Origin of the sequence: Fenollaria timonensis (assembly GCF_001457835.1) — a bacterium.
Classification (GTDB): Bacteria; Bacillota; Clostridia; order Tissierellales; family Peptoniphilaceae; genus Fenollaria; species Fenollaria timonensis.
The window spans coordinates 230708-256667 of record NZ_LN898230.1 but is presented as its reverse complement, the minus strand read 5'-3'; the positions used below and the strand labels follow the sequence as shown (position 1 = coordinate 256667).

Annotated in this window: 25 protein-coding genes; 5 read left to right on the top strand and 20 right to left on the bottom strand. The window is 37.8% G+C overall.

The features are described 5' to 3' along the window. Position 1: 1 nt before the first annotated feature. From BN3004_RS04275 to BN3004_RS04265, 3 genes are read right to left on the bottom strand one after another with little or no spacing between them, the layout of a single operon-like run. Positions 2 to 4168 carry an AAA domain-containing protein gene (locus BN3004_RS04275; protein WP_058259996.1) on the bottom strand — a complete coding sequence of 1389 codons (4167 nt, stop codon included), beginning with the start codon at positions 4166 to 4168 and terminating at the stop codon, positions 2 to 4. Between the two features lie 12 nt (positions 4169 to 4180). Beyond that, positions 4181 to 5326 carry a CD0519/CD1768 family membrane protein gene (locus BN3004_RS04270; RefSeq protein WP_058259995.1) on the bottom strand — a complete coding sequence of 382 codons (1146 nt, stop codon included), beginning with the start codon at positions 5324 to 5326 and terminating at the stop codon, positions 4181 to 4183. Positions 5327 to 5345: 19 nt separating this feature from the next. Beyond that, entirely contained in the window at positions 5346 to 6629 is a 1284-nt protein-coding gene (locus BN3004_RS04265; protein WP_058259994.1) for an L-cysteine desulfidase family protein, read from the bottom strand. Positions 6630 to 6810: 181 nt separating this feature from the next. On the opposite strand from BN3004_RS04265, the gene BN3004_RS04260 reads away from it, so the two are divergent. Together BN3004_RS04260 and BN3004_RS04255 are read left to right on the top strand one after the other, a co-directional pair. Beyond that, the gene (locus BN3004_RS04260; RefSeq protein ID WP_058259993.1) at positions 6811 to 8457 is read left to right on the top strand and encodes a tryptophanase; all 1647 of its coding nucleotides are present in this window, start codon (positions 6811 to 6813) and stop codon (positions 8455 to 8457) included. Positions 8458 to 8592: 135 nt separating this feature from the next. Beyond that, the gene (locus BN3004_RS04255) at positions 8593 to 9768 is read left to right on the top strand and encodes an ISL3 family transposase (protein WP_058259271.1); all 1176 of its coding nucleotides are present in this window, start codon (positions 8593 to 8595) and stop codon (positions 9766 to 9768) included. 271 nt (positions 9769 to 10039) lie between these two features. Here the strand turns inward: BN3004_RS04255 and BN3004_RS04250 are convergent, their stop codons facing one another. From BN3004_RS04250 to BN3004_RS04180, 16 genes are all read right to left on the bottom strand, one after another. Continuing rightward, positions 10040 to 10243 carry a DUF951 domain-containing protein gene (locus BN3004_RS04250; protein ID WP_058259992.1) on the bottom strand — a complete coding sequence of 68 codons (204 nt, stop codon included), beginning with the start codon at positions 10241 to 10243 and terminating at the stop codon, positions 10040 to 10042. Beyond that, on the bottom strand, positions 10243 to 10458 hold the full coding sequence (locus BN3004_RS04245; protein WP_058259991.1) for a putative Se/S carrier protein: 216 nt from the start codon (positions 10456 to 10458) through the stop codon (positions 10243 to 10245). The genes BN3004_RS04250 and BN3004_RS04245 overlap by 1 nt, the downstream gene beginning before the upstream one ends. After that, positions 10458 to 11033, bottom strand: a complete 576-nt coding sequence (gene yedF / locus BN3004_RS04240) for a sulfurtransferase-like selenium metabolism protein YedF (protein ID WP_058259990.1) — start codon at positions 11031 to 11033, stop codon at positions 10458 to 10460. Before yedF ends, BN3004_RS04245 begins: the two co-directional genes overlap by 1 nt. Positions 11034 to 11116: 83 nt before the next feature. Next, positions 11117 to 12235, bottom strand: a complete 1119-nt coding sequence (locus BN3004_RS04235) for a hypothetical protein (RefSeq protein ID WP_058259989.1) — start codon at positions 12233 to 12235, stop codon at positions 11117 to 11119. Continuing rightward, positions 12204 to 13262, bottom strand: coding sequence for an S-methyl-5-thioribose-1-phosphate isomerase (locus tag BN3004_RS04230; protein ID WP_058259988.1), 1059 nt, complete (start codon positions 13260 to 13262; stop codon positions 12204 to 12206). The genes BN3004_RS04235 and BN3004_RS04230 overlap by 32 nt, the downstream gene beginning before the upstream one ends. Beyond that, complete coding sequence (locus BN3004_RS04225) at positions 13252 to 13890, bottom strand: class II aldolase/adducin family protein (protein ID WP_058259987.1); 639 nt, start codon at positions 13888 to 13890, stop codon at positions 13252 to 13254. Before BN3004_RS04225 ends, BN3004_RS04230 begins: the two co-directional genes overlap by 11 nt. Continuing rightward, positions 13891 to 14781, bottom strand: coding sequence for a PSP1 domain-containing protein (locus tag BN3004_RS04220; protein ID WP_058259986.1), 891 nt, complete (start codon positions 14779 to 14781; stop codon positions 13891 to 13893). Between the two features lie 4 nt (positions 14782 to 14785). Next, complete coding sequence (locus BN3004_RS04215; RefSeq protein ID WP_058259985.1) at positions 14786 to 15703, bottom strand: hypothetical protein; 918 nt, start codon at positions 15701 to 15703, stop codon at positions 14786 to 14788. Between the two features lie 10 nt (positions 15704 to 15713). Then, complete coding sequence (darA, locus tag BN3004_RS04210) at positions 15714 to 16040, bottom strand: cyclic di-AMP receptor DarA (protein ID WP_058259984.1); 327 nt, start codon at positions 16038 to 16040, stop codon at positions 15714 to 15716. A gap of 1 nt (position 16041) precedes the next feature. Next, positions 16042 to 16668: a dTMP kinase gene (gene tmk / locus BN3004_RS04205; RefSeq protein ID WP_058259983.1), complete on the bottom strand. Its 627-nt coding sequence runs from the start codon at positions 16666 to 16668 to the stop codon at positions 16042 to 16044. Then, positions 16668 to 18080, bottom strand: coding sequence for an aminotransferase class I/II-fold pyridoxal phosphate-dependent enzyme (locus BN3004_RS04200; protein WP_058259982.1), 1413 nt, complete (start codon positions 18078 to 18080; stop codon positions 16668 to 16670). The genes tmk and BN3004_RS04200 overlap by 1 nt, the downstream gene beginning before the upstream one ends. A gap of 11 nt (positions 18081 to 18091) precedes the next feature. Next, positions 18092 to 18769: a hypothetical protein gene (locus BN3004_RS04195; RefSeq protein WP_058259981.1), complete on the bottom strand. Its 678-nt coding sequence runs from the start codon at positions 18767 to 18769 to the stop codon at positions 18092 to 18094. 9 nt (positions 18770 to 18778) lie between these two features. Then, positions 18779 to 19588: a 4-(cytidine 5'-diphospho)-2-C-methyl-D-erythritol kinase gene (gene ispE, locus BN3004_RS04190; protein WP_242854204.1), complete on the bottom strand. Its 810-nt coding sequence runs from the start codon at positions 19586 to 19588 to the stop codon at positions 18779 to 18781. 115 nt (positions 19589 to 19703) lie between these two features. Continuing rightward, positions 19704 to 19829 (bottom strand): hypothetical protein, encoded by a 126-nt coding sequence (locus BN3004_RS08610; protein WP_278315522.1) that lies wholly within the window; start codon positions 19827 to 19829, stop codon positions 19704 to 19706. 97 nt (positions 19830 to 19926) lie between these two features. After that, entirely contained in the window at positions 19927 to 20157 is a 231-nt protein-coding gene (locus tag BN3004_RS04185) for a Veg family protein (RefSeq protein ID WP_058259979.1), read from the bottom strand. Positions 20158 to 20268: 111 nt separating this feature from the next. Beyond that, entirely contained in the window at positions 20269 to 21792 is a 1524-nt protein-coding gene (locus BN3004_RS04180; RefSeq protein ID WP_058259978.1) for a S1C family serine protease, read from the bottom strand. A gap of 96 nt (positions 21793 to 21888) precedes the next feature. On the opposite strand from BN3004_RS04180, the gene BN3004_RS04175 reads away from it, so the two are divergent. The 3 genes from BN3004_RS04175 (at position 21889) to BN3004_RS04165 (ending at position 24116) form a co-directional block, all read left to right on the top strand. Further along, positions 21889 to 22644 carry an exodeoxyribonuclease III gene (locus BN3004_RS04175; RefSeq protein WP_058259977.1) on the top strand — a complete coding sequence of 252 codons (756 nt, stop codon included), beginning with the start codon at positions 21889 to 21891 and terminating at the stop codon, positions 22642 to 22644. 69 nt (positions 22645 to 22713) lie between these two features. Further along, positions 22714 to 23547, top strand: a complete 834-nt coding sequence (locus BN3004_RS08605) for a G5 and 3D domain-containing protein (protein ID WP_058259976.1) — start codon at positions 22714 to 22716, stop codon at positions 23545 to 23547. Further along, entirely contained in the window at positions 23544 to 24116 is a 573-nt protein-coding gene (locus BN3004_RS04165) for a YdcF family protein (protein WP_058259975.1), read from the top strand. The genes BN3004_RS08605 and BN3004_RS04165 overlap by 4 nt, the downstream gene beginning before the upstream one ends. 118 nt (positions 24117 to 24234) lie before the next feature. Here the strand turns inward: BN3004_RS04165 and BN3004_RS04160 are convergent, their stop codons facing one another. Further along, positions 24235 to 25794: an ABC transporter transmembrane domain-containing protein gene (locus tag BN3004_RS04160; RefSeq protein WP_058259974.1), complete on the bottom strand. Its 1560-nt coding sequence runs from the start codon at positions 25792 to 25794 to the stop codon at positions 24235 to 24237. Between the last annotated feature and the right edge of the window lie 166 nt (positions 25795 to 25960).

The following is a 25960-nucleotide window of genomic DNA, read 5'->3' as shown; positions in this document are numbered from 1 at the left end:
TCTACTTCATATCGTTAAGTAAATCATCTATCGCCTTTGATGGATCGTAGTAATACTTTGTGCTTCTGATGCTGACAAAGTTCCAGCCAACTCTTTCCAAAATATCTCTCTTTTCCATTTGGTCGATGATTGTTTCGTCATCTATATCAAATTCTGATCCTTCTGCTTCTACTATAAATTTCTTATCGTCTTTAATTGCGAGTAAGGCTATGTTATATAGACCTGCTTCGACATTCGTTTTTACTTCGACTCCCCTTGCTTCAAGCTCTTTCTTAATGTCTTCTTCAAATGACGATAGCTCATATCTATTTCTCTTGTCAAAGACCATCTTGTCCTCAGGATTTATAAAGAACTCGATTAAAGTTCTTCTAATATCGCCTAGCTTTAGGTCCTTCTTGTAGTCAAGCGAAGTGACTAAAACTACTTGGTCCTTGGCTCTTGATACGGCTACGTTGTATTTTTTCTTGTTCACATCGTAGGCACCTTCGTTTAAGACCTTCATCGCTTCGTCCTTGTCGTTCGAATCGACAGTTGTTAAGAAGATGATGTCTCTTTCATCGCCTTGGAAGGCCGCTGGTCTGCCGCATAAGATGTTTAGTCTGTCATAATCTTGTAGGCTTAGCTTTTCTATAAGAAGCTTATCTATAAACTTGGCTTGATCCTCGCTCGCAAGCGATATTACGCCGATAGTCTTGCCCTCATATTCAGGCTCATCCTTTATCCTTAGGATTTCATCTGCAATGTAATTCGCCTCTGCCTCGTTAACTCTATCTTCATCTCTTATGCCACCCAGCTTAACTAATTTAAGCGCAGGCTGAACCTTTGTCGATGATGACTCTCTTAGTGGCTTTATTATGCCATCGTAAGAAATGAAATTTGAGTAAGCAGCTATCATTGGAACGCTTCTAAAGTGCTCCTTAAGCGTTAAGACTGGGAAGCTTGTCTTAAGTATGTCATACAAAGATGAATTTAAATCATATAAATGGCTGTTTGCCACCTTGTCTTTAATATACATATCTATAAGATTTCTTTGCTTGTCTTGGTCTATGCCGACCGCTTGTGGACTTACTTGTTCATCATCGCCGACTATGATAGCCTTTTTTGCTAATTGAAGTATAGGTATAGCCGAAATGTCCGCTTGAGATGCTTCGTCTATGATTAGATAATCAAATTTTTGATTATAGTCAAGACTTTCAAGCGCCTTGTCAATAGTCATGATCCAAGCAGGAACGGCTCTTTGGCACTTCTTCATAAGTTCTTTAGCCTCTTTCTTTAGGCCAATCGCTTGCTTTCCAGTGCCTTTACCAATCTTCTTCATAGTTAGCTGCCAGCCTTGTAGTGCTTGCTTTTTCTCTATATCATCCTTAATCTTAAGCATAAATGAGTGCCATGCCATGTTCGACGCAAGCTCTTTTGTTATGTCATAAAGCTGCTTCTTGTACCAAGTCATCATCTTTTGATACTTTTCATAAGGCGTTCTATTTATCTTTGAGATAATACCATCAAACTGTTTGTAATACCAATTTTCTTCTATATTTTCAGGCGCGTCTTTAAGTCCATGTATATCAAAGCGGTTATATATAAACTCTTTCCAAGTATGTGCAACAGCAGCTAATTGGTCAAGAAGCTCATTTCTCTTCTTAAGTATCTTAATCTTTTCATAAGTCTTTTTAAGATTTTCAAAACTATCTCTATAGCTGTCGTAATACTTAGTCTCAATTGCAGTATTCATAAGTAAGAGTAAATCAGATTTATTATCTTCATCTACTTTTAATTTATCAAGTGTATCATCAAGCTTCGCCTTTGCAGGAATGTATTTTAAATCATACTCATCAGCAAGTTCAATGTACTTTCTTAAGTCGTTTTTAATCAGCTTCATCTCTTTGATAAATGAATCGTGCGGCGAAAGAACTTTGTTGTTTACAAAAATGCTGTTCACGTTTATGCCCTTGTCTTGCATTAGTTTAAATAAGGACTGAACGTTTTCATCGTAGAACTTCATGTACTTCGTGATTAGTGGTAAATAACTAAGCAATTCTTTATTTTCGATAAGCTTTTCTCTATCAAAATCATCATTTGTCTTATATATAAGCTCGTCGAATAGCGCTTTTAGCTCGGATATCTTGATATCGAGATTAATATTGACTATGGCGTCGTCCATATCCTCAACAGTTACTAGACCTTGACCGTTGATGCTAACGCTTGTAAGTACTTTCTTCCACGAGTTTTTAAACATAGCGGATATACCCTTGATTTTTTTGCCATCAACAAGTCTTGATCTCATCTCTTCAAGTGACTGTCTTAGCTCTTTTTGATTCATATCAGCTGGGTAGATAAGTCTCTTGCCTCTTAGGTGCTCAACGTTTCTATCGTAGTAGTCATCAAGCTCTGTGATTAGCTCTGTTAGCCTAATGTAGCTCTTCTTATCAGCATTTCCTGCCTTAGCGCTAACAATGACTTTTATTTGCCAATCTTCTAGCTCGTCAAGACTATTGATATAATCAATCTTCTCGTAGATATCGCTAAAATCTTCATCAGCCTTGCCATGGTAAAGTGCATTTTGATCAAGGTAGACTCTTTCCTTTAAAGTGATATTTCTTCTAATCTCTTCCTTAAGTGTCTTCGCTCTAAGAAGTGCTGCATCCATCGCATCTATAGTCTTTTCAAGGTCTTCTGGATTAAGTATAGTGTTTGGATCTGGTAAGCCTATGTTTAATTCCTTTTCGTCCTCTCTCGTAAGTGCCTCGTTTGAGTAGTACAAAAAGTCTATGTCTCCCTTTGATATCGGTAGCGCCTCATATAGCTTTACCTCTCCCGGTATCTTGTTTAGACCGTCGTGATCATGCAAAAATCTTGCCGCGTCTATTGGGCTGAAGACTTCTTCACCTATATTAATACTCTTTAGCTCAGATGATTTGATGCTAAAGATTTTCTTTCTTGTTTCATTAAGTCTCTCTATAAGAATGTTTCTATCCATATTGAGCTTTTGTATCTTTTCTTTAAGCTCTTCTATGGAGTGATTGCTTATATAATCAGTGATCGAGTCAATGGACTTCTCCATGTCCTCGTTGTTGTCGTCAATAGTCGATACGCAAAGGGCCCTAATCTCTTCTTGAGTCATGCTCTTTAGTACCGATAGTGCCTTCTTCGTTTGTGAAGCAACTAAAACAGTTTTGCCTCTTGCCAAAATGTCGCCCAAAAGGTTCGCTATGGTATGCGTTTTACCTGTGCCCGGCGGCCCTTGCACCAAGACAGTATCGTAGTTAGCAATTCTCTCGGCTACTTCAAGCTGCTCCTTGTTCGCTTCCTTAGTGAATAAAACGCTTTGCGAGATGCCCTCGATGTTTCTGATCTTGTCCTCAAGCGTTTCCGCTCTCTCTTCTGTTTCCTTTTCCTTGATGTTGACGCCGCATAGATTAAGTAAGCTCTTGTTCACTTCCGAACCCTTTTCTATGGACTCAATCATCTCGTCAAGATTTTGTATAAAATCAGTCTCTTTATTTCTTAAGAATAATAGTGGTCTATTGATTATGGTAAAGGCCTTATCTGTTTCACTCAAATTTCCTTCTTCATAAGATGAATCCGTATGCAGCCTCTTCGCCATAGACTTCATTAGCTCAGCCATTGACGCTGTGTCAAATGGGTGGTAGTAGTTCATGGAGATGTGCTCCATGATATTCTTTAGCTCCAAGTGATTAATACTGTCAATCATTGATATTAGCTTGATGTCAAGAGTCATGTCTCTGTTTGTATCGCGTATTGCTATACTATCCTTCCTTGAGTCAAAATCAATTGCCGCCCTCTTTATTAATATAGGATGATAGATATTGGCATCGTATTTAGATATTAAAATGCCATTGGCAAAGACTAATTCATATAGGTGCGATTCGTTCTCAAGCTTGTAATATAGCTCTCTGAACTCCTTGAATAAATTTTGCACTCTAATATCTTCTTGCGTTTTTTGCGAATAAGGTCTAGTGATTCTAAGTATCACGTCGCTCGTCGAATCGCTTCCGCAAGAAAAGTAGAGAAATTTATTATTAAGGTTAATCTCGTCCAAATACTTGTTCCAAAGCTCGTCCTTAACGTTTAATATAGGTTTGTACTTGTCATCAATAGTTTGCCTAATGTATTTAAATAATGAAATTACTCTTTGTCTCTCGTCCATTTCTTCTCCTATCTATGCTAATAGTGTAAATAGTATGTGTGCTGAAAAGCCAGCTGCTAAGCCGCCTATAGTGTGTGCGAATATTGATTTGCCTGCTAGGTCGTTATAGCCAAGGGCATCCATCATCGCAATATGTGTAGAAAGATAGCCTGACCAGCACATGCAGATAGCTGTGAAGACAGCTATGTCTGAAGCATTTGCTGCGCCTGTATTAATAAGTTCAGGTACTAGGCCTATAGCAGCTCCTGCTGAGCCAAGTGCTGTGATTGGAACGGCTATGCACTTACCTGAAGTAAAACCAAAAAGCGGCTTGATTATAAAGCTTAGTTTGTCCGCAATCATTGGTAAGAGCTTAACTCCTTCCTTTGCTGCGCCTGTGTAAAGCCCATCTGGTCCTGGTCCATTAGTTAGTATAAGTACCACAGTACAGATAAGTATAACGCCCGGAACTATTGATAAGCCCATGTCTACACCTATCTTACCTCCATCTAGTAAGGCGTCTATGAATCTATTGAAAATCGATCCTTCTCTAACTGGTCTTAGGTCCATAGTTGCCTTAGATGCGTCTGCATCGCCGACAGCCATCGCCTCAGTGCCAAATTTCTTCTTAGTAAATATCATCATAATTCTAACACTTACGATTGAACCGATGATTGCTCCTAAATTACCTATAAGCGCTGCCTTTATACTGCCGTCTATCTTTAGGCCCATCATAGTAGTAGTCGTGATAAAGCCCATACCAAAGGCTGTGCCTATGTTTGTCAAAACTGGCACTTGATACTTTTTGAAATACCTTAAAAAGTTTTTATCCTTGGCTAGAGCAAGTATTGATGGGTTATCTGATAAGTAGCATGTCAAAACGCCAACAGATGCCGCTCCCGGCAAATCGTATATCGGCTTCATTAGCTTTGACAAGAGCTTATTTATTAAGGATATAACACCAAACTCACTTAGTATGGCTGATAGTCCTCCTGCCACAACGGCTATGGCCATGATATAGAAGCAGACTTCCATAAGCAAGGCATAAGCTGTATTCATAAAGGTATTGATTAAGTTAATGGCTCCCATCTTAGATGAAAGATAGTAGAAAAAGGCAAATAGTACTGCCAAAAAGATAAAAGTTTCTAAGCTGATGGCTTTTTTAAATTTTCTTTCCATAATTTTTTCCTGTTAAAATTTATTTTATAATCTCAAGCATCACGTCGTCAACTCTGTTAAACGCGCTTCTGCAAAGAAGTCCAACGTTTTTGATAGTGTCTTCAATAGTGCCCGAAACAACTCCGACATTTTCCTTAGGAGTGCAGCCGTTAAGTGCTAAAAATGCGCTAAGTACTGCTTCGCCTGCACATGTCGATAGCTTTAAGGAGCAAGTATTTTTTGCCCCGTCGCAGATAAGTCCAGTAAGGTTTGCGAACATGTTTGAGCAAGCACCTTCTATTTGTTCGTCTGTTCCACCCATCATCATGGTGATGCCTGCTGCAGCGCCAAGACCAGCTGCTATAGCACAGCCGCACATGCCAGATAACTTTCCTGAGAAAGTCTTGACAAAACGATTGATGGCGTGACCGAAGTATATTGCTCTAATCATGTCTTCTTTATCTAGGTCGAATTCTTCATATATCAAGTATATAGGTATGATAACGTTGATGCCTTGGTTGCCGCTGCCTCCGCTTGTCATAACCATGCAGTTACCGCCCGACATCCTCATATCAGCAGCTGCTGCAGTTAATATTCTAGTTCTTGTATAGGCATCGTTACACAATATCTTTTTATTTTGTATCTCTTCTAGGCTTTGTCCTAAAAGCTTCGAGTTTTTAAGCTTAAGTCCTTCATTTGCAGCGCGCATATTCATCTCAACGCCATCTTCAATAAAGCCAAGCTCCTCCATTGGCGTAGATAAGACAAGCTCTTTAATCTTTTTTAAAGTAAGCTTTGACATAAATTCCTTCACATCGTCCTTTGCTTCATCTAGCTTATTCTCGTAAAGAACTTCCTCATCCACTTTTATGTATTCAACATTAGTATGTCCCTTTTGTAAAAGGCCCTCTACTGTCATGTCATCAAATTTTACACTCATCTTAACGTATATGTCAGGCGTATCTTCATCGTAGCTTAGCTTGATATTTAAAGTCTCTCTAAGCTCCTTCGCTCTAGCTATCATCTCGTCAGTAAATTTAGTTAGAACAAGAAGGCCGTCGTCCTTATTGCCTCCACTTAGACCCAAGATAGCTGCAAGGTCAAGACCGCAAGTGCCAGTATTTGGTATAGTAACGCTCTTACCATTCTTATAGATGTTCTTGCTAACAACTACATCAATCTCATTAGCCTTAGCAATGTCATCTTTTATGTACTTTTTCAAAAACGCTCCAAGGTAACACACGGCGATAGGCTCGGTGCATCCAAGGGCAGGCATGGTATCTTCTTTGATGATATCAAGAAGCTCCTTTTCTTCATTAGTCATAGTATCACTCCTAAAAAATAATCTCCAAGATGATTATAACACAAAAAAGTCTTTACTTCAATGATTTTAAAAAGGAGAGAATGGTTTTTTATAAAATATTTCTTCTCTTGACTTTCACATGCTAAAAGCTTATACTAGAATTAGTGGACTAGGCTCACATAAAATTCAAAGGAGGTATATTATGAGTGAAAAATATCCATTAAATGTTCCTACGCCAACACACTTTACATATGTGGTGAAAGACCTTCCAAAGGTGACAGTAGAAGAGCGTGAAAAGGCACTTAAGGCAACTCACTACAATGAGTTTGCATTTCCATCGGGGCTCTTAACTATTGACATGTTATCTGACTCGGGTACTACTGCCATGACTAACACTCAGTGGTCATCGATGTTCTTAGGTGACGAGGCCTATGGCAGAAACACTGGCTACTACGTTCTTCTTGATACTTTTAGAGACATCTTTGAACGCGGCGGCGAAAAGAACTGGAAGAAAACTCTAGATCTTGTTAGAACTGATTGCAGAGACGTTAAAAAGATGATGGACGAAGTTTATCTATGCGAGTACGAAGGCGGGCTATTTAATGGCGGCGCAGCGCAAATGGAAAGACCTAACTCCTTTATCATTCAACAAGGACGTGCTGCTGAATCGGTTCTTATGGAGATAGTTAGAAATATATTGACTGAGCGTCATCCAGGCAAGGTCTTCACTATACCATCGAACGGTCACTTCGATACTACTGAAGGCAATATCAAGCAAATGGGCTCTATCCCAAGAAACTTATACAATAAAGAACTTTTATATGAAATACCTGAAGGCGGCAAATATGACAAGAATCCGTTCAAAGGCAATATGGATCTTGAAAAATTAGAAGAGCTTATAAATGGCGTTGGCGTCCAAAACGTTCCACTGATATTTATGTGCATAACAAATAACACTGTCTGTGGTCAACCCGTTTCCATGGCGAACATCAGAGAAGTAAATAAAATCGCTCACAAATACGATATACCACTTATTTTCGACGTGGCTCGTTGGGCAGAAAACTCATACTTTATCAAAATGAATGAAGAAGGCTACGAAGACAAGTCCATCGCCGAGATAGCAACTGAGATGTTCTCATACTGCGACGGCTTCTGTATGTCAGCTAAAAAGGATGGTCACGCTAATATGGGTGGTATGCTAGCGTTTAGAGACAAGGGTCTGTTCTGGCAAAAGTTCTCTGACTTTAATGAAGACGGCTCTATGAAGATGGATGTCGGCGTAAGACTTAAAGTTAAGCAAATCTCTTGCTACGGCAACGACTCCTACGGCGGCATGAGCGGCCACGACATCATGGCTCTAGCTGTTGGTCTATATGAGAGCTGCGACTTTAATTACATGGACAGCCGTGTTAAGCAAGTTGAGTATCTTGCACAAGGCTTCTACAAGGCAGGCGTTAAGGGCGTTGTCCTACCTGCTGGTGGACATGCAGTTTACATCAACATGGATGAGTTCTTCGACGGCAAGCGCGGTCACGATACTTTCGCTGGCCAAGGTTTTTCACTTGAACTTATTAGGCGCTACGGCATAAGAGTTGCTGAGCTTGGCGACTTCTCTATGGAGTATGACCTTAAGACGCCAGAACAACAAGCTGAGCTAGCAAACGTTGTGCGCTTCGCTATAGATAGAAGCAGACTTACTCAAGAGCACCTTGATTATGTTATAGCAGCTGTCAAAGCACTTTATGAAGATAGAGAAAGCATTCCAAATATGAGAATACTTTGGGGCAAGAACCTACCTATGAGACACTTCCACGCATTTTTGGAACCGTATAAGCACGAAGAAAAATAATTTAGGCTGTATAATATCTATTGGGGAGTAAAACCTCAATAGATATTTTTTTGATAAAATTACAAAAAAAAGTTGCACTTGCACACATTTTATCCTATACTTAAAATACCACTACAACATAGGAGGTGTGTACAAGTGCAAGAATATAATACCATAAATTTGCTAGCTTGTAAAGATGTAGTTGTTAACAATTTTAAAGAAGGTGAAAATGTAGTAGTTATAGAAGCACAGACAAAAAAGTTAAAAAGCTGCCCATACTGTGGTTCTAAACATATCTGGGTTCATGATCACAGAACTCAAAAGATAAAAGATACACAGATGCATGGTAAAAAATGCATAATAAACCTAAGAAAAACTAGGTACAACTGTAAGTGCTGCGGGAAAAGAATTGATAGCAAAACAGAACTAGTAGCAAAGAAAATGACCATGACAAAAAGACTAGTAGCATCCATAGCTAGAGAGTTTAGAGAACTTTACTCAATAAAGTCAATATCAAGAAGATACTCAGTAAGCACATCAACAGTTACAAGAGTCCTATCTTACCTATCAGTAGAGAGAAAAAGTCTTCCAAAAGTACTTTTAATAGACGAGTTTAAAGGCGACAGCGGTTCATACAAGTATCAATGCTCACTTCTAGATGGCATAACACATGAAATCATAGACATAGTTAAAAGTAGGCAAGAAAATATTTTGTTTGAATACTTTAAAAACATACCAAAAGAAGAAAGAGAAAATGTAAAGATATTTGTTAGCGATATGTCAAAAACATTTAAAAACGTTAAAAACGCATACTTTAAAAACGCAGTACACATAGCAGACAAATATCACTTCGTAAGACAAGTCTCTTGGAGCTTAGAAAACGTAAGAAAGAGAATACAAAAAGATACATCAGCAGAAATGAGAATATACCTAAAAAGAAGTAAAAGCATACTTACAAAACCAATGCCAAAACTTAATGATGATCAAAAGCGAGAAGCAGCTCTAATGCTAGAGATAAGCGAAGAGCTAAGACTAGCATATGGCTTAAAAGAATCCTTCTATCAAGAAGTTCTAGTGCAGAAAAACAAAGAACAAGCACAATACAAGGTAAACGCATGGATAGACATATGTAAAAAATCAAAACTTAAAGAGTTTAAATCATGTATAACAGCCTTTACAAACTGGTCTGATGAAATTACAAACTCATTTGACTACAAACATTCAAATGGAGCACTAGAAGGAAAACATACAAAGATAAAGACACTAAAAAGAAACAGCTTTGGTATGAGAAACTTCGAGAGGTTCAGAAAAAGAATAATGCTTTTAGACTAAAATATATATATAAAACATCATAAAAACCTAATAAGCCTATATAGGTTTATTAGTCATGCAAAAATTACATAAATTTGTGTTATTTTAAGTATATAAATTAAAAACGTGCAAATGTTAGTTTTAACATAAAAAGAGAGACTTAAATCAATAAGTCTCCCCAATATTTGACATAGAGCCATAATTTATATACGCTGATGGCGGCACTTAAAGTGCCGCCATTTTTGATTTGCGCGCAAAAAAATAGAGATGCGAAATCATAATCGCATCTCCATCATCTTATGCTAATAAATTTTCCGTCTCTATAGATTTTTCTCACGTACTTTTCAAAGTCCTCTTTAGTAAACTCGATTACTCTATCACATTTACTACACTTAAGAGTGACGGCTCCATCCATTGCGATGATTTTAAATTCATCACTGCCACATGGGTGGGCCTTCTTCATCTTAACAAGGTCATTTAACTTATATAGAAGCATTAGTAATCAAAGACCTCGCCTTCGATTTTCTTGTCCTCGATAAGTTTATTAACTCTATCAAGATCGTCCTTGTTAAAGACTATTGATAAGCCGCAAGACAAGCTAACGTGTCTTGGTGTTGGTATCATCTTGTACTCGATTGCTTCACTCTTAAACACACCTTCAGCAAGTATTGCGTGGTGAGTTGAGTTGAAGCTTAAAACGTATCTCTTCATTATGATAAAACTATGTTTCTATCTGCCTTTTCTAATGTTTCATAGATAGTGTACATATTAGAGATTTCGCCAACTTGAAGCTTTTCTTTTAAGCCGTAGAAGTCTAGACAAGTGCCGCATGAAATGATCTTAACGCCATTGTCAGCCATGTTCTTAATGTCTTCAAGTACTTCGCTGCCTTCACAAGTTAATTTAACTCCGCCATTGAAGAAAACTATAGTCTTTGGTAGTGGAGCTGTTTGTGAAACAGTGTACATGAAGCTCTTGATAAGTATTGCGCCAAGCTTTTCGTCGCCGTGACCCATAACGTTAGTGCCTACACCTATAACAAATGTTTCGTCATCAGCTTTTACTTCAACTGCGTGATTTTTATTGATAGTTACTTTGTAGTCTTCGCCCACTTCTTCAACTGTAGCCTTAAGTCCCATTGACTCAGCTAGTCTTGATAAGTTTTCAGTAGCAACCTTGTTATCTACAAGTGTGCATACTACACCTGTTTCCATTGCGTCCAATTCTTTCTTTGTTAATATAACTGGCTTTGGACATGCCAATTTTCTTGCATCTATTTCCTTCATAAATACCGCCTCCTACTTATAATTTATACTTAAAATAGATTTCTGTCAAGATATTTTATACTATTATAAATAATTCTTATACTTTAGCCTATCTTTATTGAATAAATTGTTATGTTCTCATCAGAGACTACAGCGATAAAGCCTCCGCTCACATAAATATTTCTTATATCCTCTTGCATATCCTTCATATAGTACTTAGCCTTATATGGTATATAGATTTCTCTTTCTGAGTAAACGATGTAGTCGTTATTATACTTAAGCATGCTCTTGACATTTTGATTAAATGTGTGTTCGTCAAGAACTTCAGCTTTATTATTAAGCGTCATAAGCTTATCGTCTGCTAGCAAATAGACTTTTGATCCATCGACAGCTATGTCCTTAAGAGTTGTGTACTCTTTTTTGAATACAATAGCATCCTCTTGCATATAGTATAGCGCCTTGTTTGTCGCAACGAGCTTCATGTCCTTAAGATCCGCGATAAAGGCAATGACTTCGTCGTTAAACTTGTAATAAAGTTTGTTCTCGCCCTTTCTATTGATCTCCTTGTACAAAGAGGCCTTGATCTCACTTGAATACGGGTCGAAGGATGCTATCTGCATAGTCTTAAAGTCCTTGTCGACATTGTATGTGAGTATCGGGTTTAGTGCCTTGTATCTAAAGCGCTCAGTAAAGTCGTCGTCATAAGCACGTAGCGTTTCATTGAAGTTGTCGCTTAGCCAAGCAGTGTATCTGCCACCCTTTTCATCTATAAATGAGATTGCTTCGTCATAGTTAAAATCCTTCACGTCCTTTAGGTCATCGTAGCTCAAAATATTAACAATACCATTTGGCGCATCAGTCGAGTAGATGTACTTGTCCTTAAAGAGCACGTTCGCAGTCTTCGCTTCAAAGTCCCTTCTCATAAGTTCTTCGTCGCTCATCCCAGTCATAACGAGAGTACCATCTTTATGATAATAGATGTGGCCATCTCTAAAGCAAACTCTCATATCTGAAGTCAAATTCCTTGAATAAACTTTATCAAGACTAAGGGTCTTCTCGCTCTTAAGATGAAGCTTAGTCAAAAAGCCGACTACCTTATCAGGAAAAGCAAAAGTCGCTGCAAGAAATAAGATTAAAACCACAGCTATAGTGATGAGTATTTGTTTGTAAATATTCATTTCCTTAAACATTTTAATAATAATCCACTTCTCCCATATTGCCATATGAAGCTAAATCATATGGTGCAAAGACGCCTCTATCAGTAACGACTGCCGAAACTAGTTCTGGCGGTGTCACGTCGAAGGCTGGATAAAATCCCTTAACACCCTTCATTACATGGCTCTTGCCCATAAAGGATGTCGCTTCATGAGGGTCTCTCTTTTCTATACTTATATCGTCAATCGATTTACCTAGGTCAGGTATGCCTGTTACAAAGTACGGTATACCCATGTATTTCGCACAAATTGCGAGCTGCAAAGTGCCTACCTTGTTAACAACGTAGCCTTCCTTAGTGATACTGTCAGCTGCTGAAGTGAATAAACTAATGTTTTTCTCCTTCATCGTCCACGCGCCCATATTGTCAGTGATGACTGTCACGTCCTCGCCTTGACTCCTTAGTACTGAGGCTGTTAGTCTCGCCCCTTGTAAGAATGGTCTTGTCTCTGGGCAATAAACTTTGATCTTTTTGCCAAGCTCCTTCGCTCTAAGCATCATATAGCCGACTATGGTCTCGCCAAAGCATTGCGTCATGATGGCGCCTTCATCAGGCATTAGCTTTGCTAAGTTCTTTGCCACCTCGTTTATGGCTGAGTACCTTCTCTCTAGTGATTCGACTGCTCCTTTGAATATCTCTTCGTATGGAACTAGGTCCTTCTCTATCGCATCCTTGGCAATATCATAGGCTCTTTGAGTTACTTGCATCATTCTAAAAGATGTTGTTTCTCTAGCATTGGCAAGGGCTAGCTTTGCTTCGTTCATATGCTTAATGAATTTACCTTCAGTAAAGTCTTTTGCTTCGTATGCGGCGAGTGCCATGCCCATAAAAGCGGCTGTATATGGACCAGCGCTTTGAGTAACCATGTTCTTAATCGCGTCTCTCACTTCTTTATAGTTCGAGCAAATTTCGTAGCGCGTTTCAATCGGGTAGACTCTTCTATCAAGTATCTTAACCTTGCCGTCTTCAAACCAAGCAACATTCTCGTACTTTAGCATAAAGCCAAGGTCCTTGTCCATCCTATCTTTATTGTCCATAGGACTTCATCCTTTCAATAACTGCATCTATATCTTTTTTGCTTAATACGTGAACATCGTCTTCGAAGCGCACTATGTGATACATCTTCGCGATGTATTCTATGGTTCTAGCATTGGAGTAAGCTTCTCTAAGTTCCTTGCCTAGTGCTAAGACGCCGTGATTAGCAAGTAAACAGCCCTTTCTATCGGCAAGTGCTTTAAGAGCCGCCTCAGCTAGCTCTTGTGTGCCGAATGTAGCGTACTCAGCGCACTTTATGTCTTCACCACCAAGGTCCGCCATGATGTAGTGAAACGCTCCAAGCGGCTTGCGTAGTGTGCTGTAGCTAGTTGCATATATCGAGTGTGTATGAACAATGCTTCTTATCTCAGGTCTGTTCTTATAAACAAGTGCGTGTAAAAATGATTCTGTCGATGGCTTGTTCTTTCCCTCAAGTATATTTAGATCTAGGTCCATAACAACAAGGTCATCAAAGTTCATGTGATCGTATGGAATGCCCGATGGCGTGATAACCATCGCCTTTTCATCTGGGTCGTATATACTTAGATTGCCAGCTGTGCCAACGCTTAGCTCATCTATAATCATCTTTTTAGCGTATTCAATAAGTAATTTTTTATCTTGTATAAACATCTAGTCACCTTCTATATTCTTAATATCTTCATTATCATCATCTGTATATGATTCTTGAATGTAGTTTTTATCGATTTTGCCCGTGTCTTTAACCTCATCAGCAAATGTAAGCACTAGCTTACCTACGTTGTCGCCTTCCTTAAGCTCGACCTTTAAGGATTGCTTAAGAATGTATCTGTCAATAACAACGCCCTTACCCTTATCAGTAATAACTATCGCGCCTATCTTAGGCATCTTGCCAACGAGCTCGTTATATTGATCCGCCTCATAGTTTAAGCAGCACATAAGTCTACCGCAAAGGCCAGATAGCTTGCTTCCGTTAAGCGTTAAGTCTTGGTTCTTCGCAAGACTTATGCTTATAGGGGAGAAGTCACCCAAGAATGACGAGCAACAAGTCTTTCTGCCACACTTACCAACTGACGGTATGCACTTTGCTTCGTCTCTGACGCCAACTTGTCTAAGCTCGATACGCATTCTAAATATTCTTGCAAGATCCTTAACTAGCTCTCTAAAGTCAACACGGTCCTCAGCTGTAAAGAAAAAGATGACTTTGTTTAAATCAAGAGTGAAGTCAACGTCAAGTAAGTTCATTCCAAGACCATATTCTTCATTCTTTTGAACAAATATCTCTCTCGCTTCATCCTTTCTCTTGTCATTGTCAAGCTTTTGAGCAATGTCCCTCTCAGTCGCCTTTCTGATGATTGGCTTAAGAGGTATGCCAAATTCATCAAGGTCTATCTCCTTGTTTGCGATGACAACATCACCTAGCTCAAGACCTCTAACAGTCTCAACTACGACCTTGTCATCAGTAGTAAATTCTTGCTCCATAGGGTCGAAGTAAAATATCTTTCCTATGGGCTTAAATCTTACGCCTATTATTTTTTTATTCATTTAATCACCTATCAAATTTTTCTATCATATTTAAAACTAAAGTCTCGAGATGCAGTCTAAAATTGCCGCTGTTACCCAAGTATCTTTTAGTCTCTTCTATCATGTCAATGCTGTCAACCAAGTCATATAGAGCGAGCCATTTAAGGCTTTTAATCTCGTCTTTGTAGTCAAGATTAATTATCCTTTCTTCGCTCGAGGCTATATCCTTGATAAAAATTTCAAAGTATGTAAGTATTTTTTCAATATTATCTTTATTTTCTTCTAAAAACGCAAGGTCCTTAATGCTCTCATAACGCTTTGCCTTTAATACGTTTATGGCTGCCGCTATGCCCCTCTTTCTGAGCTGCATCTGGTTTTCATCTTCAATAAAGGATTTAAGCGCACTTATATCGCCCATGGCAATGGATGCGTAGAGCTCTTTATTATCAAGCTTCGGATAATTTTCATTAATATAATCCATAAGCTCATTTTTACTAAGAGGCATTACTCTAATAACTTTGCTTCTTGAGATGATAGTGTCAAGTATCATGTTAAGGCTCTTAGTAACTAAGATGACTACAACATAGCTTGGCGCCTCCTCAAGCGTTTTTAATAAAACATTTTGGCTCTCGACTTGAATGTCTTCTGCGCCCAGAAGCATATAGACCTTTCGATCTAGCTCGAAGGGCCTTATGTAAACATCCTTTGCTATCGTTTGAGCGTCTTCTTTCTTGATCTTATCACTCTTACCAAACAAAGCAAAGTCTGCTTTTTTCTCAGGAATTTTTGACTTAAGAAGAAGCCCTGCAAATTCCATCGCAAGGCTTTCTAGATAATCACTGTCTTTGCCTTCAAAAATATAGGACGATACAATTTTATTATTATTGATATCGTTATAAAGTATTTTTTTTACTTCATCATTCCCAAATATTTTCTCAAACACAAATTTACTCCTAAACTCTTAAAAATTCTTCTACGTTTAATACAAATAATGTCGCTCCACCAACTTTTACTTCAAGTGGATATGGAACAAAAGTATCTCCAGGCATAGTTACAGTAAGTAAAGATGTAGTTATCTCTCTTGTCTTGCAATTATGATCAACAAGTTCCTTAACTTCATTTACTTTGTCATCTTCAACACCTATAAGTAATGTAGTGTTGCCAGATTTTAAAAAGCCGCCTGTTGAAGAAAGCTTTGTTACTCTATACTTTTTTTCTGTAAGAGCATCCATTAGTGCATTAACATCTTGATCTTGAACGATTGCTACAATTAGTTTCATACTAACACTCCTTCATTAATTTTTTTACTTCCTCTAAGGCTTCGTGAGCAAGGCTCTCTCTGTCCTTAGTACCATCCAATTTAATTAGCTTCATGTGATTTTCTTCATAAAGCTTTAAGTATGCTATGTGAACCCTCTCTTGAAAGTCCTCTCCTAAAGACTCTATCCTGTCAAGCTCACCAAGCTTTTTAAGTCTTTCATAAGATTCTTTCGCATCCAAATCCATAAGTATAGTAAGGTCGGGTCTAAAGCCATCTAAGAAAAAATCATTTATCTTCATGACCTCATCTACGCCAAGTCCTCTCACTACGCCTTGATAAGCAAGTGACGATAGTAAGAATCTATCTAATATGACAGAGGTGCCCTTGCTTACATTTGGCTTAATCACCTTGTCGTATAGCTCGGATCTTGATGCTGCGAAGAGAAGTGCCTCTGTGTGATAATCCATATCCTTATTAGCTTTGTCAGCTAAGATATCTCTTATCTTCTCGCCAATATCAGTCGATCCCGGCTCTCTCGCGTTTATATAATCAAGGCCCATCTCATCGAAGTAGCCTGTGATTGCATCTATTACAGTGCTCTTGCCGGTTCCGTCTTGACCCTCAAGAGCGATAACTAGTCCCTTCATTAGTCAACTACAACCAATGAGTCTTGATCGTCTCCAAGTAAGCCAACTATGTTTAGGTCTGACTCCTTAAGGAATTGTATGTGATCAAGTATCTCTTCAGTAATTTCTTCGCCTGGCACTAGTAGTGGCACTCCAGGTGGATAAGGAATTATTGGTGAAGTAACTATCTCTCCAAGTGAGTCCTTTAGGCTAATTATCTTCTTTGATGAGTAATATGCATCCGCTGGTCTGATTATGATCTTCGGATCAGGCATATTAACCTTTATATGTTTAACCTCTTCGTAAGATAAGTTCTTTGATAAGTCTTTGATCGCTTCAAGAAGTTTTTCGTAGTCTTCATCCTCATTCATTAGCGTTGCAAATATTAGAGCGTAGTAGTAGTCACTCATCTCAAGCCTAATATTGTGTCTTTCATAAAGCTCTTTTCTAAGTCTTGAGCCCTTAACCCCTTCAAGCTTGAATAGTATCTTAGTGTTATCCTTTGATTTGATAGTTTTGTCAAAGTCATCGCCTTCAAAAACTTCAACTCTGTCAATCTTTTTAAGCTCTTCAATAAATTCCAAGCACTTAGTTACATTGTGATGAAGCTTTTCTTTGCCTTCGCCGTCCATATACGCACAAGCTGTTTCGTTCGATAGCGTAAATAAATACGATGGTGATGTAGTTGTATATAGTTGGAATCTATCTTTTAGCTTATTGATGTCTATCCTTTCAGAGCCAACATGTATCATCGATGTTTGTGTAAATCCAGTTAGCGTCTTATGAGTTGAGTGAATAACGATGTCCGCGCCGCATTCAAGAGCTGACTTAGGTAGTCTGTCATCGAACTTCATATGAGGTCCGTGAGCCTCGTCAACCATAAGTATCTTACCGTAGTTATGGCAGATCTCAGCTATCCTTTCAAGGTCTGAAGCGATGCCGTAGTAGTTAGTGTGAGTTACTATAACAGCCTTTACCTCAGGATTGTCAAGGATTAAGTCCTCGATTTCATCTGGGTCAACTCCAGTTAATACGTGATAGTCGTCGTTATACTTTGGATATACATAAACAGGATTTAGTCTATTTAGTATCAAAGCATTATATACTGATTTATGGCAGTTTCTTTGAACAATAACAGTATCACCCGGCTTAGTTATAGTCGCTATAGCGATGTATATACTTCCAGTAGAGCCATTAACAGCGTAAAAAGTGTTCATTGCGCCAAATACTTTAGCAGCTTCCTTCTCGCTCTCAAGAATAACCCCTCTTGGTTCAAGTAGGTTATCCATACCATAAGTTTCTGTCGTGTCAATAGCTGGGATGTAGTCGCCCCAGTTGAAAAGCGTGTTCTTTCCCTTATGACCAGGCATGTGGAAAGATACAGAATTTTCGTCTTTTAATTTTGATAGTGCTTCAAAAACAGGTCTTTTCATTAAAAACTCCTTTATACTCTATATATTTCAGTTTTTTTGCGAATGGTTCTGTACCACGAATATATCATAATTAGTATAAGTACTAAACTTAATACATAAAATATGTTCTTTACCCTAACAGCCTTTAGAAGATTAGCTAGACTGTAGAATAGTCCCGCTAAAAAGAATATTAAGGACGCCCTCTGTATAGAGACGTTTCTTCGTCTGACGGCATTCCTAAATACACTCATAAAGATTAGTACCGTTAGTACGAGCGTGACTATGGTCCTAAAGACTTCCATAAATCTACTGATTCTGTCTTGGAACCAGCCATTTTGTGGTAGTAGTGTTAATATTAATAGTATCGCCACAAGTAAATATATTATGCTCGACGCCTCAGGCATTCTTCTCTTGCGAAGCGATTTAGCCGCTAGATAATAAAATATTATCAGTAGTATTGGCACCATAAGTGAACTTATAAACAAAGAGATGTTTGTAAGCCTTATTATCTTTTCGTCATCGTTTAAGAACAAAGCATAAGTCCTGATGCCTAAGAAGGCGGTGACGAAGACCACATAAGTCTTTGTAAATATACTTTGCAGCTTAAAATCCTTATCAGCATAATTATACTTGTTGATAAAATTATCCATAACGATGATTATTAATATATATAAAAATGTAAATATTGGTTCTAATATCTTTTGTAACAAAAAATCACCTCATATCAATTGAGTTTTGATCACAAATTGGTAGCGGTTTTTCATATGCTTATAAGCCTTATCAAGCTTTTCCTCGTCGTCATATAGACTAAAGATGCTCGAGCCGGAGCCGCTCATCATAGTCTTGAAGCCGCCTAAAGCGCTCATCTCGTCGTAGAGCTCTTTAACAGCTATGTAATTAGCAAAGACAAAGTCTTGCATATTGTTTCTAAACTTTGTAAAGTCATCCTTCTTTATAAGCTCTTCAATCTCTTTAGTACTTAGGTGCTCACCGCTAAAATCCATGCCCTCATAAACTTCTTTTGAGCTAATGTTGATTCCGGGATTAACTAAGAGCACGTGATGCTTCTTAAGCCCTTCTACTTCTTTAATATTTTCGCCTCTAGCTGTGCATATGGCAGCCGACTTCGAAGCAAAAAAGTTACAGTCACTACCAAGTTTTAAAAGGATATCAAAATATTCTTCCTTTGTCAAGGACAAATCATAAAGCTCATCAAGCGCCTTAAGTGTTTCGTAAGCGTTTGAGCTGCCACCAGCAAGGCCAGCGCCCATAGGTATGTTCTTCTTAAGCTCTATACTTAGTCCCTGTATATCTCTTATCTCTTTTACTAAATCATATGCCTTCTTCATGATATTATCTTTTATATCAATATCCGCGCTAATGGTGAAGCCACTCGCCTTATTAAAGACTAGCTCATCATAAAGATTGATTTTAGACATAAGAGTGATGATGTCGTGAAAGCCATCGTCCCTTTTAGAGATGACTTCTAGATGCAAATTGATTTTCGCATAAGATTTTGTTTTTATCATGACCTTCACATACTCCTCCACTGTTAATTTAATTATAACACATTTTAAATTCAATGTATAGTTTTATTTTTTATATGATTTGCGCGTGGCAATATAAGCGCACGTCATATATCATTCACTCGTCACATATCATCCGCTCGTCACTTGCCATCCACTCGTCATATATCATCCGCTCGTCATATGCCATCCACTCGTCACATGCCATACGCCCGTCATACATCATTCGCTCGTCATGATTCAATAACTTTTTCTAACGAAGTGGCCCTGCCATCATCCCCACTAAAGAAAAAAATGAAAAAAGGCAAAAAAAGTCCTCACATCACTGTGAGGAAAATTTTTTAGATTATTTTTACTACTACCGTCGATGTTAATACATCTGAATAAGTATACGATATAACCTGATCGTTATTTTGTCCATCTTCTAGCGTAACTGTGAATAGATTTGGATATGCTGAGGTAATCACTCCTTGTGCCTCGACAAAGGTATTTCGACCAACGTTTGTCGTTAGATGCACTTTTTTACCTAAAATACTCTCAACACTCTTTCTAATTCTCTTAATTTCGTTCATAAGATGAATCCCACCCTTCATATACTTGATCTACATCTATATATAGTATAGCATACTTAATAAGATTTGTCAATCATTTATATAAATTTATTTTATAATTGTACTAAAGTCTTAGTTTTTATTCATGCTTGTGAACTTGACTTTGACGTCCATTTCCTTGCCATTCCTATTTATCTTAAGAGTCGCTTCGTCGCCAATATTGTAGCCAAACATTATCGACTTAAGTGTATTGACATCAGTCACTTCTTTATCATCTACCTTTAGTAGTATGTCGCCTGCCATGATACCGGCTTTGTCTGCTGCAGTTCCTCTAGCAACGCTTAGAACGATAACGCCTTTATTTGTGTTTAGTTTGACTCTAAGAGCAGCTTCGTAGTCCTTTGCATTGTAGATGGATACGCCTAGTTGAGCTGTTTGCGCCTTGCCTGTCTTTAAGATTGAGTTCAAAACGCCCTTAATCATATTGATAGGTATGCTAAAGCCAAGACCTTCTGCATTTGTAAGCTTAACTGTGTTGATGCCGATGACTTCACCTTTTGAGTTTAGCAATGGTCCACCTGAGTTACCTGGGTTGATGGATGCGTCTGTTTGAATCAGGTTATTTATAACTTGTTTATCTACTCTTATGGTTCTGTCTTTACCAGAGATAACGCCTGAAGTAACAGTTCTATTAAAATCAAGTCCTAGTGGATTACCTATGGCGATAGCTATCTGACCGATTTGCACTTTGTCTGAGTCGCCTAGTTCGGCAACTGGTAAATTCTTTGCATTTATTTTGATTATGGCAAGGTCCATGTCCTCGTCCATCCACACTATCTTTGCCTTGTGTGTTGAGCCATCATCAAGTAAAACGCTTATCTTACCGCCTTTGTTTTGCTTAGTATTGTCTTTATCTTTGCTGCTATAATCATAAGCTTTATTATTGTCTTCATCTATATCAATATCATCGTCATCATCTTCATCATCACTAGTCTTGCCTTGCTTATTGCCTGAGCTGCCTCCGCCAAACGGAAAATCATCTCCAAATGGAAAATCGTCGAAGCCTTCGTTTGTGTTTTGCACTTCTGATTTAACCACGTGGGCGTTTGTAATGATGTAGCCGTCAGGGCTAACGATAACGCCTGAGCCAGTGCCTTTGCCAAGGGCTTGTCTACCAAAGAAGTCTCTCGAAATAACCTGAGTAGTAATACCTACAACAGATGGTATAGCCTTCTTAGTGGCCGCTTCGACTATTTCAGTCGGTTGATCGATAGTAATCTTTTGTGTATCGTTTTTAGCCTCGCTGTGTACATAATTATATGCATTGTTTGCTCTGTTAAAGATGTAAGCGCCGCCGAAACCTGTTAGCGCACCAAAGAAGATGGAAAATATAATTGACCATACAAGTATGCCCTTGCCATAACGCTTCTTTTCTTTTTTATTAACTTCGTTATATGAGAACTTTGCTTTTCTTGCACTTGGCCTGTCGTAATCATTTCTTTCAGGACCATTGGCCCTTCTATATGTCCTTCTCTCATAAACGTCTTCATCTGTTTGAGTAAAAGTACTTTCATCATCATGAAGCTCTTCTACTTCTGGATTTTCAATGATATCATCATCGTCAATGATTTCATTACCATATTCATCGAATTTCATAATCTTGTCCTCCTTTTGATTTTCTAACTTTATTATAAAGGTCTTTTGTGATAGAATAGTGATAAGGATGTGAAAATTTTTAAAAGAGGTGATTAAATGAAATTTATTTCGTGGAATGTTAATGGTATAAGGGCCGTCCTTAAAAAGAACTTTAATGAGTTTTTGGATGACACTATGGCTGATATATACGCATTTCAAGAGACTAAGATCTCAGAAGGAATACTGATGATGGAGCGTGAAGGCTACCACGAGTACTGGAACTACGCTGAGAAGAAAGGCTACTCGGGCACTATGATACTTACTAAGACTGAGCCCATAAACGTGACATATGGTCTTGGCATCGCTGAGCACGATACTGAAGGAAGAGTCATAACTCTTGAGTACGAGGACTTCTTCTTTGTCAATGTCTACACGCCTAATGCGCAAGACGGCCTTAAGAGGATAAAGTATAGACAGGATTGGGAAGACGCGTTTAGAGACTACTTAAATGGCTTAAGAAAGACTAAGGGCGTTGTTGTGTGCGGCGACTTAAATGTGGCTCATAACGAGATTGACCTAAAAAATCCAAAGGCAAACGTTGGCAAAGCAGGCTTCTCTGATGAAGAGAGAGAAAAGTTCAATATGCTACTTGACTCGGGCTTCATCGATACATTCAGGTACTTCTACCCTGATCTTGAAGATAAATACTCTTGGTGGTCATACAGAACTAGAGCAAGATCGAGAAACGCTGGCTGGAGAATCGATTACTTCTTGGTATCGAAGGAGCTGGAACACAATATTAAGGACGCAGCAATCCTTGATGACGTCTTAGGTTCAGACCATTGTCCTGTCTCACTTGATATAGAGTTTTAGCCTCGATTTGACAAATGCGATTTAATTTTGTTATAATATCATATATGACAAATTCGAAAGGAGAAGACTATGAAAAAAATAATTAATTTTATACTATTCTTATTAATAGTATCAAGTCTTTCTTTTGCTAAAGATGCAAAAACTCACGTATATGAGATTGATAACAATGGAGTCGTTAAGACATATAAAACATCGTGTAAAACAGTTAAAGAACTATTAAGCGATCTAAAGATTAAAGTTGATGATGACGACATCGTCATACCAGACTTAGATACAGAGCTTAAGAGCGAAGGAAAGATTAGTATAATAAAGGTAGACGTTAAAGTCATCGAAAAAGAAGTCGAAGCGCCTTTTAAAACTATTAAGAAGAAAAACAAAGAGCTAACTCATAAGCAAAGCAAAATTTTAATTCAAGGTGTGAACGGCAAGAACAAAGTCAAATGCAAAGAGTATTATGCAGGTGACAAGCTTATTAAAGAAGAAGTAATTCACGTTGAGACTATAGTTAAGCCTATTGACCAAGTTTTTGAAGAAGGAACAAAAGACGTTTTTACTAACGACAGAGGCGACTTCACCGCAAGAAAAGCCATCAAGATGGTGGCAACTGCATATGAAGCAGGTCCAAGATCAACTGGTAAAAGGCCTGGCGACAAAGGCTACGGCATCACTGCTTCAGGCGCAAGAGCCAAGAGAGGCACTGTTGCAGTCGATCCACGCGTAATTCCTCTTGGCACTAAGCTATATGTAAAGAGCCTTACACCAGGCGTTCCTGATTATGGCTTTGCCATCGCTCAAGATACTGGCGGCGCTATCAAAGGTAACAAGATTGACCTATTCATGGACACAGTTTGGGAGTGCTTACAATTTGGTAGAAGACCAGTTATGGTCTACATCTTACAATGATAAAGAAAATAATTAAGCTATTGATTAAAATATTTTTAGCTTTGGCAATAGTCTTGGAGCTCTTAGTTATTTTTAACAATAGCAAGAGACCATCTGGCTCACCCGAGTACATCATAGTACCAGGAGCGAGATGCAAGAACAATGAGCCGATGCTCGCACTTAAGTATAGGCTCGACGCAGCGTATGAGTACTACACTATACATGGAGCTGTCAAGATAATCACTACAGGCGCTGAGAGTCAAGGCGAAACTATAAGCGAAGCGATGGCTGCGAAGAACTATCTTGTATCGCTTGGCGTTGATGAAGCTGACGTAATCACTGAAGAGCACTCTACTAATACTATAGAGAATCTTGAGTACGCAAGCGACATAGCCGGCAAAGACAAAGAGTACTTAATCGTGTCAAACGGCTTTCATATGTTTAGAATCGATTTAATAAGTAAGTACCTTGGCATCAAGCATGAGCTATACTCAGCCAAAACGCCACAGGATATACTAGTCAAAAACTATTTACAAGAAGTCGCATCGATATTTTATTTAGCATTTAAGATAGTGACAGGAAAAGTTTAATAAGATTATATTAGGCAGAACGATTCGCTTCTGCCTTTCTTTATGCAAATAAAATGGATAGGAAAGTTAATTCCTATCCATTTATTAATTCTCGTATATTATTACTCGTAAAAAACATTTATATAGCAATGCTCTTTGTAAAATACTTTTCGTCAATGTATTTATGGTCGATAGTGATGATTGTTTTAGCTGCTAAATATTTCATAGTGTCATCAAATATCTCATAAAAGAGCGTCTCGTCAAGTCCCGTGCTTATCTCGTCAAAGATATATAGTTCGCAGTCCTTGTATAAGGCTCTTGCTAATAGTACTCTCGTCTTTTCGCCGCCAGATAGAGTGCTGCTATCAAAACCAATATTGTTTAAGCCATATTTTTCAATAACTTCATCTAGTCTACATATCTTAATGATTTTATTAAGCTTGTCATCATCTACTTTGGACTTGAATGTGATATTATCAATGATTGACATGTTAAATAATTTATTCTCTTGAAAAACTGCTGATAAAGATATCATTTGATTTTCTTTGCCATCGACACAAACATGACCAGAAGTCGGCTTATACATATTAGTAATTAGCTTTGCAATGGTCGACTTACCCGAACCAGTTCTGCCGTTAATCTTTAATTTATCATTTTTATTTATGAGCAAATTAAAATCCTTCAAGATCTGATTATCTCCATATTTTAGTGAAACGTTCTTAAATTCGATTTTCTTAAAGTCTTCGATTAAATCGATATTTTCTCTCTCTATATTTTTGAAAGTCTCGTCTATTCTCTTAACTGAGTTTTTAAAAGCAGATATTTCTTTTTGATTTTCTATGATATTAAAAATTGGATCGGTAATCATCGATGCATATAATATGATGGCGATTAGTGCTCCGACAGAGAGACTGCCTTGACTAACACGCATACCCCCAATAAAAATTAGAGTCGCCATAATCAGGTTGAACAATAAACTTACAAGTGCTTGAGAAACATTTTTGATATTTACAATTTTTTTATCAAGCTTAGTTAATTCATGATTCTCTTCGTGAAACTCGCTTGTAAATACTTTCTCTTTATTAAATAGCTTTATGTCTCTCGCGCCAACAATGATGTCGAAAAATTTATTAATTACATTAAGCCTTTGTATTTGGCTCTTTTCAGATGCTGTCTCTGAACTTGCCAAGATTTTTTGAATCACTAGTGTTGATATGGCAGATATGATAATCATCGCAAATAGCATGATGTAGTCGTACTTAATAATTATGATAGACCCAATTATAAAGCTTGATATTGAAAAGCCTAGGTCAAATATTAGCGGTATAAGTTTATCGTCAAGCGCTTTTAAATCGTCGATAATAACATTAAAGACATTACTGCGTCCAGCTTGTTCAAGCTGATCAATCTTTGTACTAAGTATACTTTCTACAATTTCATCCTTTATGTCTCTATTCAAATTCAATTCAAATTTTGAACCAAAATTGACTAGGGCTATCTTAAACATATTTACAAAAATATATACTAGCGAATAAAGTATTATATATTTTATAAATTCACTTTGCACACCCAATGTTAAGTAGTCTATCACCTTTTGAATGAATACCATAGGAAATATACTTAAACTACCTACGATTATTCCTGTTAAAAATAGTAATAAAATCTTAAAAAAATTCTTTTTGTATTTATCTCTTATCATATTTGCCTCCTATATATATATTCTTTTGCATATTAATACACATTATGATAAATACATTATAGCACATTTTTTTTCAAAAACAATATATCTACTTGCTTTTTATATTTATTAAATGACACTCAGCATAATATAGCATACAAAAAAACTCTTGAGCCATTGCCCAAGA

Coding starts and splice junctions, on each gene's coding strand:
- BN3004_RS04260 (WP_058259993.1), top strand. CDS start 6,811: ATGAGTGAAAAATATCCATTAAATGTTCCTACGCCAACACACTTTACA.
- ispE (WP_242854204.1), bottom strand. CDS start 19,588: ATGATAAAAACAAAATCTTATGCGAAAATCAATTTGCATCTAGAAGTC.
- BN3004_RS04275 (WP_058259996.1), bottom strand. CDS start 4,168: ATGGACGAGAGACAAAGAGTAATTTCATTATTTAAATACATTAGGCAA.
- BN3004_RS04165 (WP_058259975.1), top strand. CDS start 23,544: ATGATAAAGAAAATAATTAAGCTATTGATTAAAATATTTTTAGCTTTG.
- BN3004_RS04175 (WP_058259977.1), top strand. CDS start 21,889: ATGAAATTTATTTCGTGGAATGTTAATGGTATAAGGGCCGTCCTTAAA.
- BN3004_RS04180 (WP_058259978.1), bottom strand. CDS start 21,792: ATGAAATTCGATGAATATGGTAATGAAATCATTGACGATGATGATATC.
- BN3004_RS08605 (WP_058259976.1), top strand. CDS start 22,714: ATGAAAAAAATAATTAATTTTATACTATTCTTATTAATAGTATCAAGT.
- BN3004_RS04250 (WP_058259992.1), bottom strand. CDS start 10,243: ATGCTTCTATATAAGTTAAATGACCTTGTTAAGATGAAGAAGGCCCAC.
- BN3004_RS04265 (WP_058259994.1), bottom strand. CDS start 6,629: ATGACTAATGAAGAAAAGGAGCTTCTTGATATCATCAAAGAAGATACC.
- BN3004_RS04270 (WP_058259995.1), bottom strand. CDS start 5,326: ATGGAAAGAAAATTTAAAAAAGCCATCAGCTTAGAAACTTTTATCTTT.
- yedF (WP_058259990.1), bottom strand. CDS start 11,033: ATGAAGGAAATAGATGCAAGAAAATTGGCATGTCCAAAGCCAGTTATA.
- BN3004_RS04225 (WP_058259987.1), bottom strand. CDS start 13,890: ATGTTTATACAAGATAAAAAATTACTTATTGAATACGCTAAAAAGATG.
- BN3004_RS04200 (WP_058259982.1), bottom strand. CDS start 18,080: ATGAAAAGACCTGTTTTTGAAGCACTATCAAAATTAAAAGACGAAAAT.
- BN3004_RS04245 (WP_058259991.1), bottom strand. CDS start 10,458: ATGAAGAGATACGTTTTAAGCTTCAACTCAACTCACCACGCAATACTT.
- BN3004_RS04160 (WP_058259974.1), bottom strand. CDS start 25,794: ATGATAAGAGATAAATACAAAAAGAATTTTTTTAAGATTTTATTACTA.
- darA (WP_058259984.1), bottom strand. CDS start 16,040: ATGAAACTAATTGTAGCAATCGTTCAAGATCAAGATGTTAATGCACTA.
- BN3004_RS04185 (WP_058259979.1), bottom strand. CDS start 20,157: ATGAACGAAATTAAGAGAATTAGAAAGAGTGTTGAGAGTATTTTAGGT.
- BN3004_RS04220 (WP_058259986.1), bottom strand. CDS start 14,781: ATGAATAAAAAAATAATAGGCGTAAGATTTAAGCCCATAGGAAAGATA.
- BN3004_RS04235 (WP_058259989.1), bottom strand. CDS start 12,235: ATGGCAATATGGGAGAAGTGGATTATTATTAAAATGTTTAAGGAAATG.
- BN3004_RS04230 (WP_058259988.1), bottom strand. CDS start 13,262: ATGGACAATAAAGATAGGATGGACAAGGACCTTGGCTTTATGCTAAAG.
- tmk (WP_058259983.1), bottom strand. CDS start 16,668: ATGAAGGGACTAGTTATCGCTCTTGAGGGTCAAGACGGAACCGGCAAG.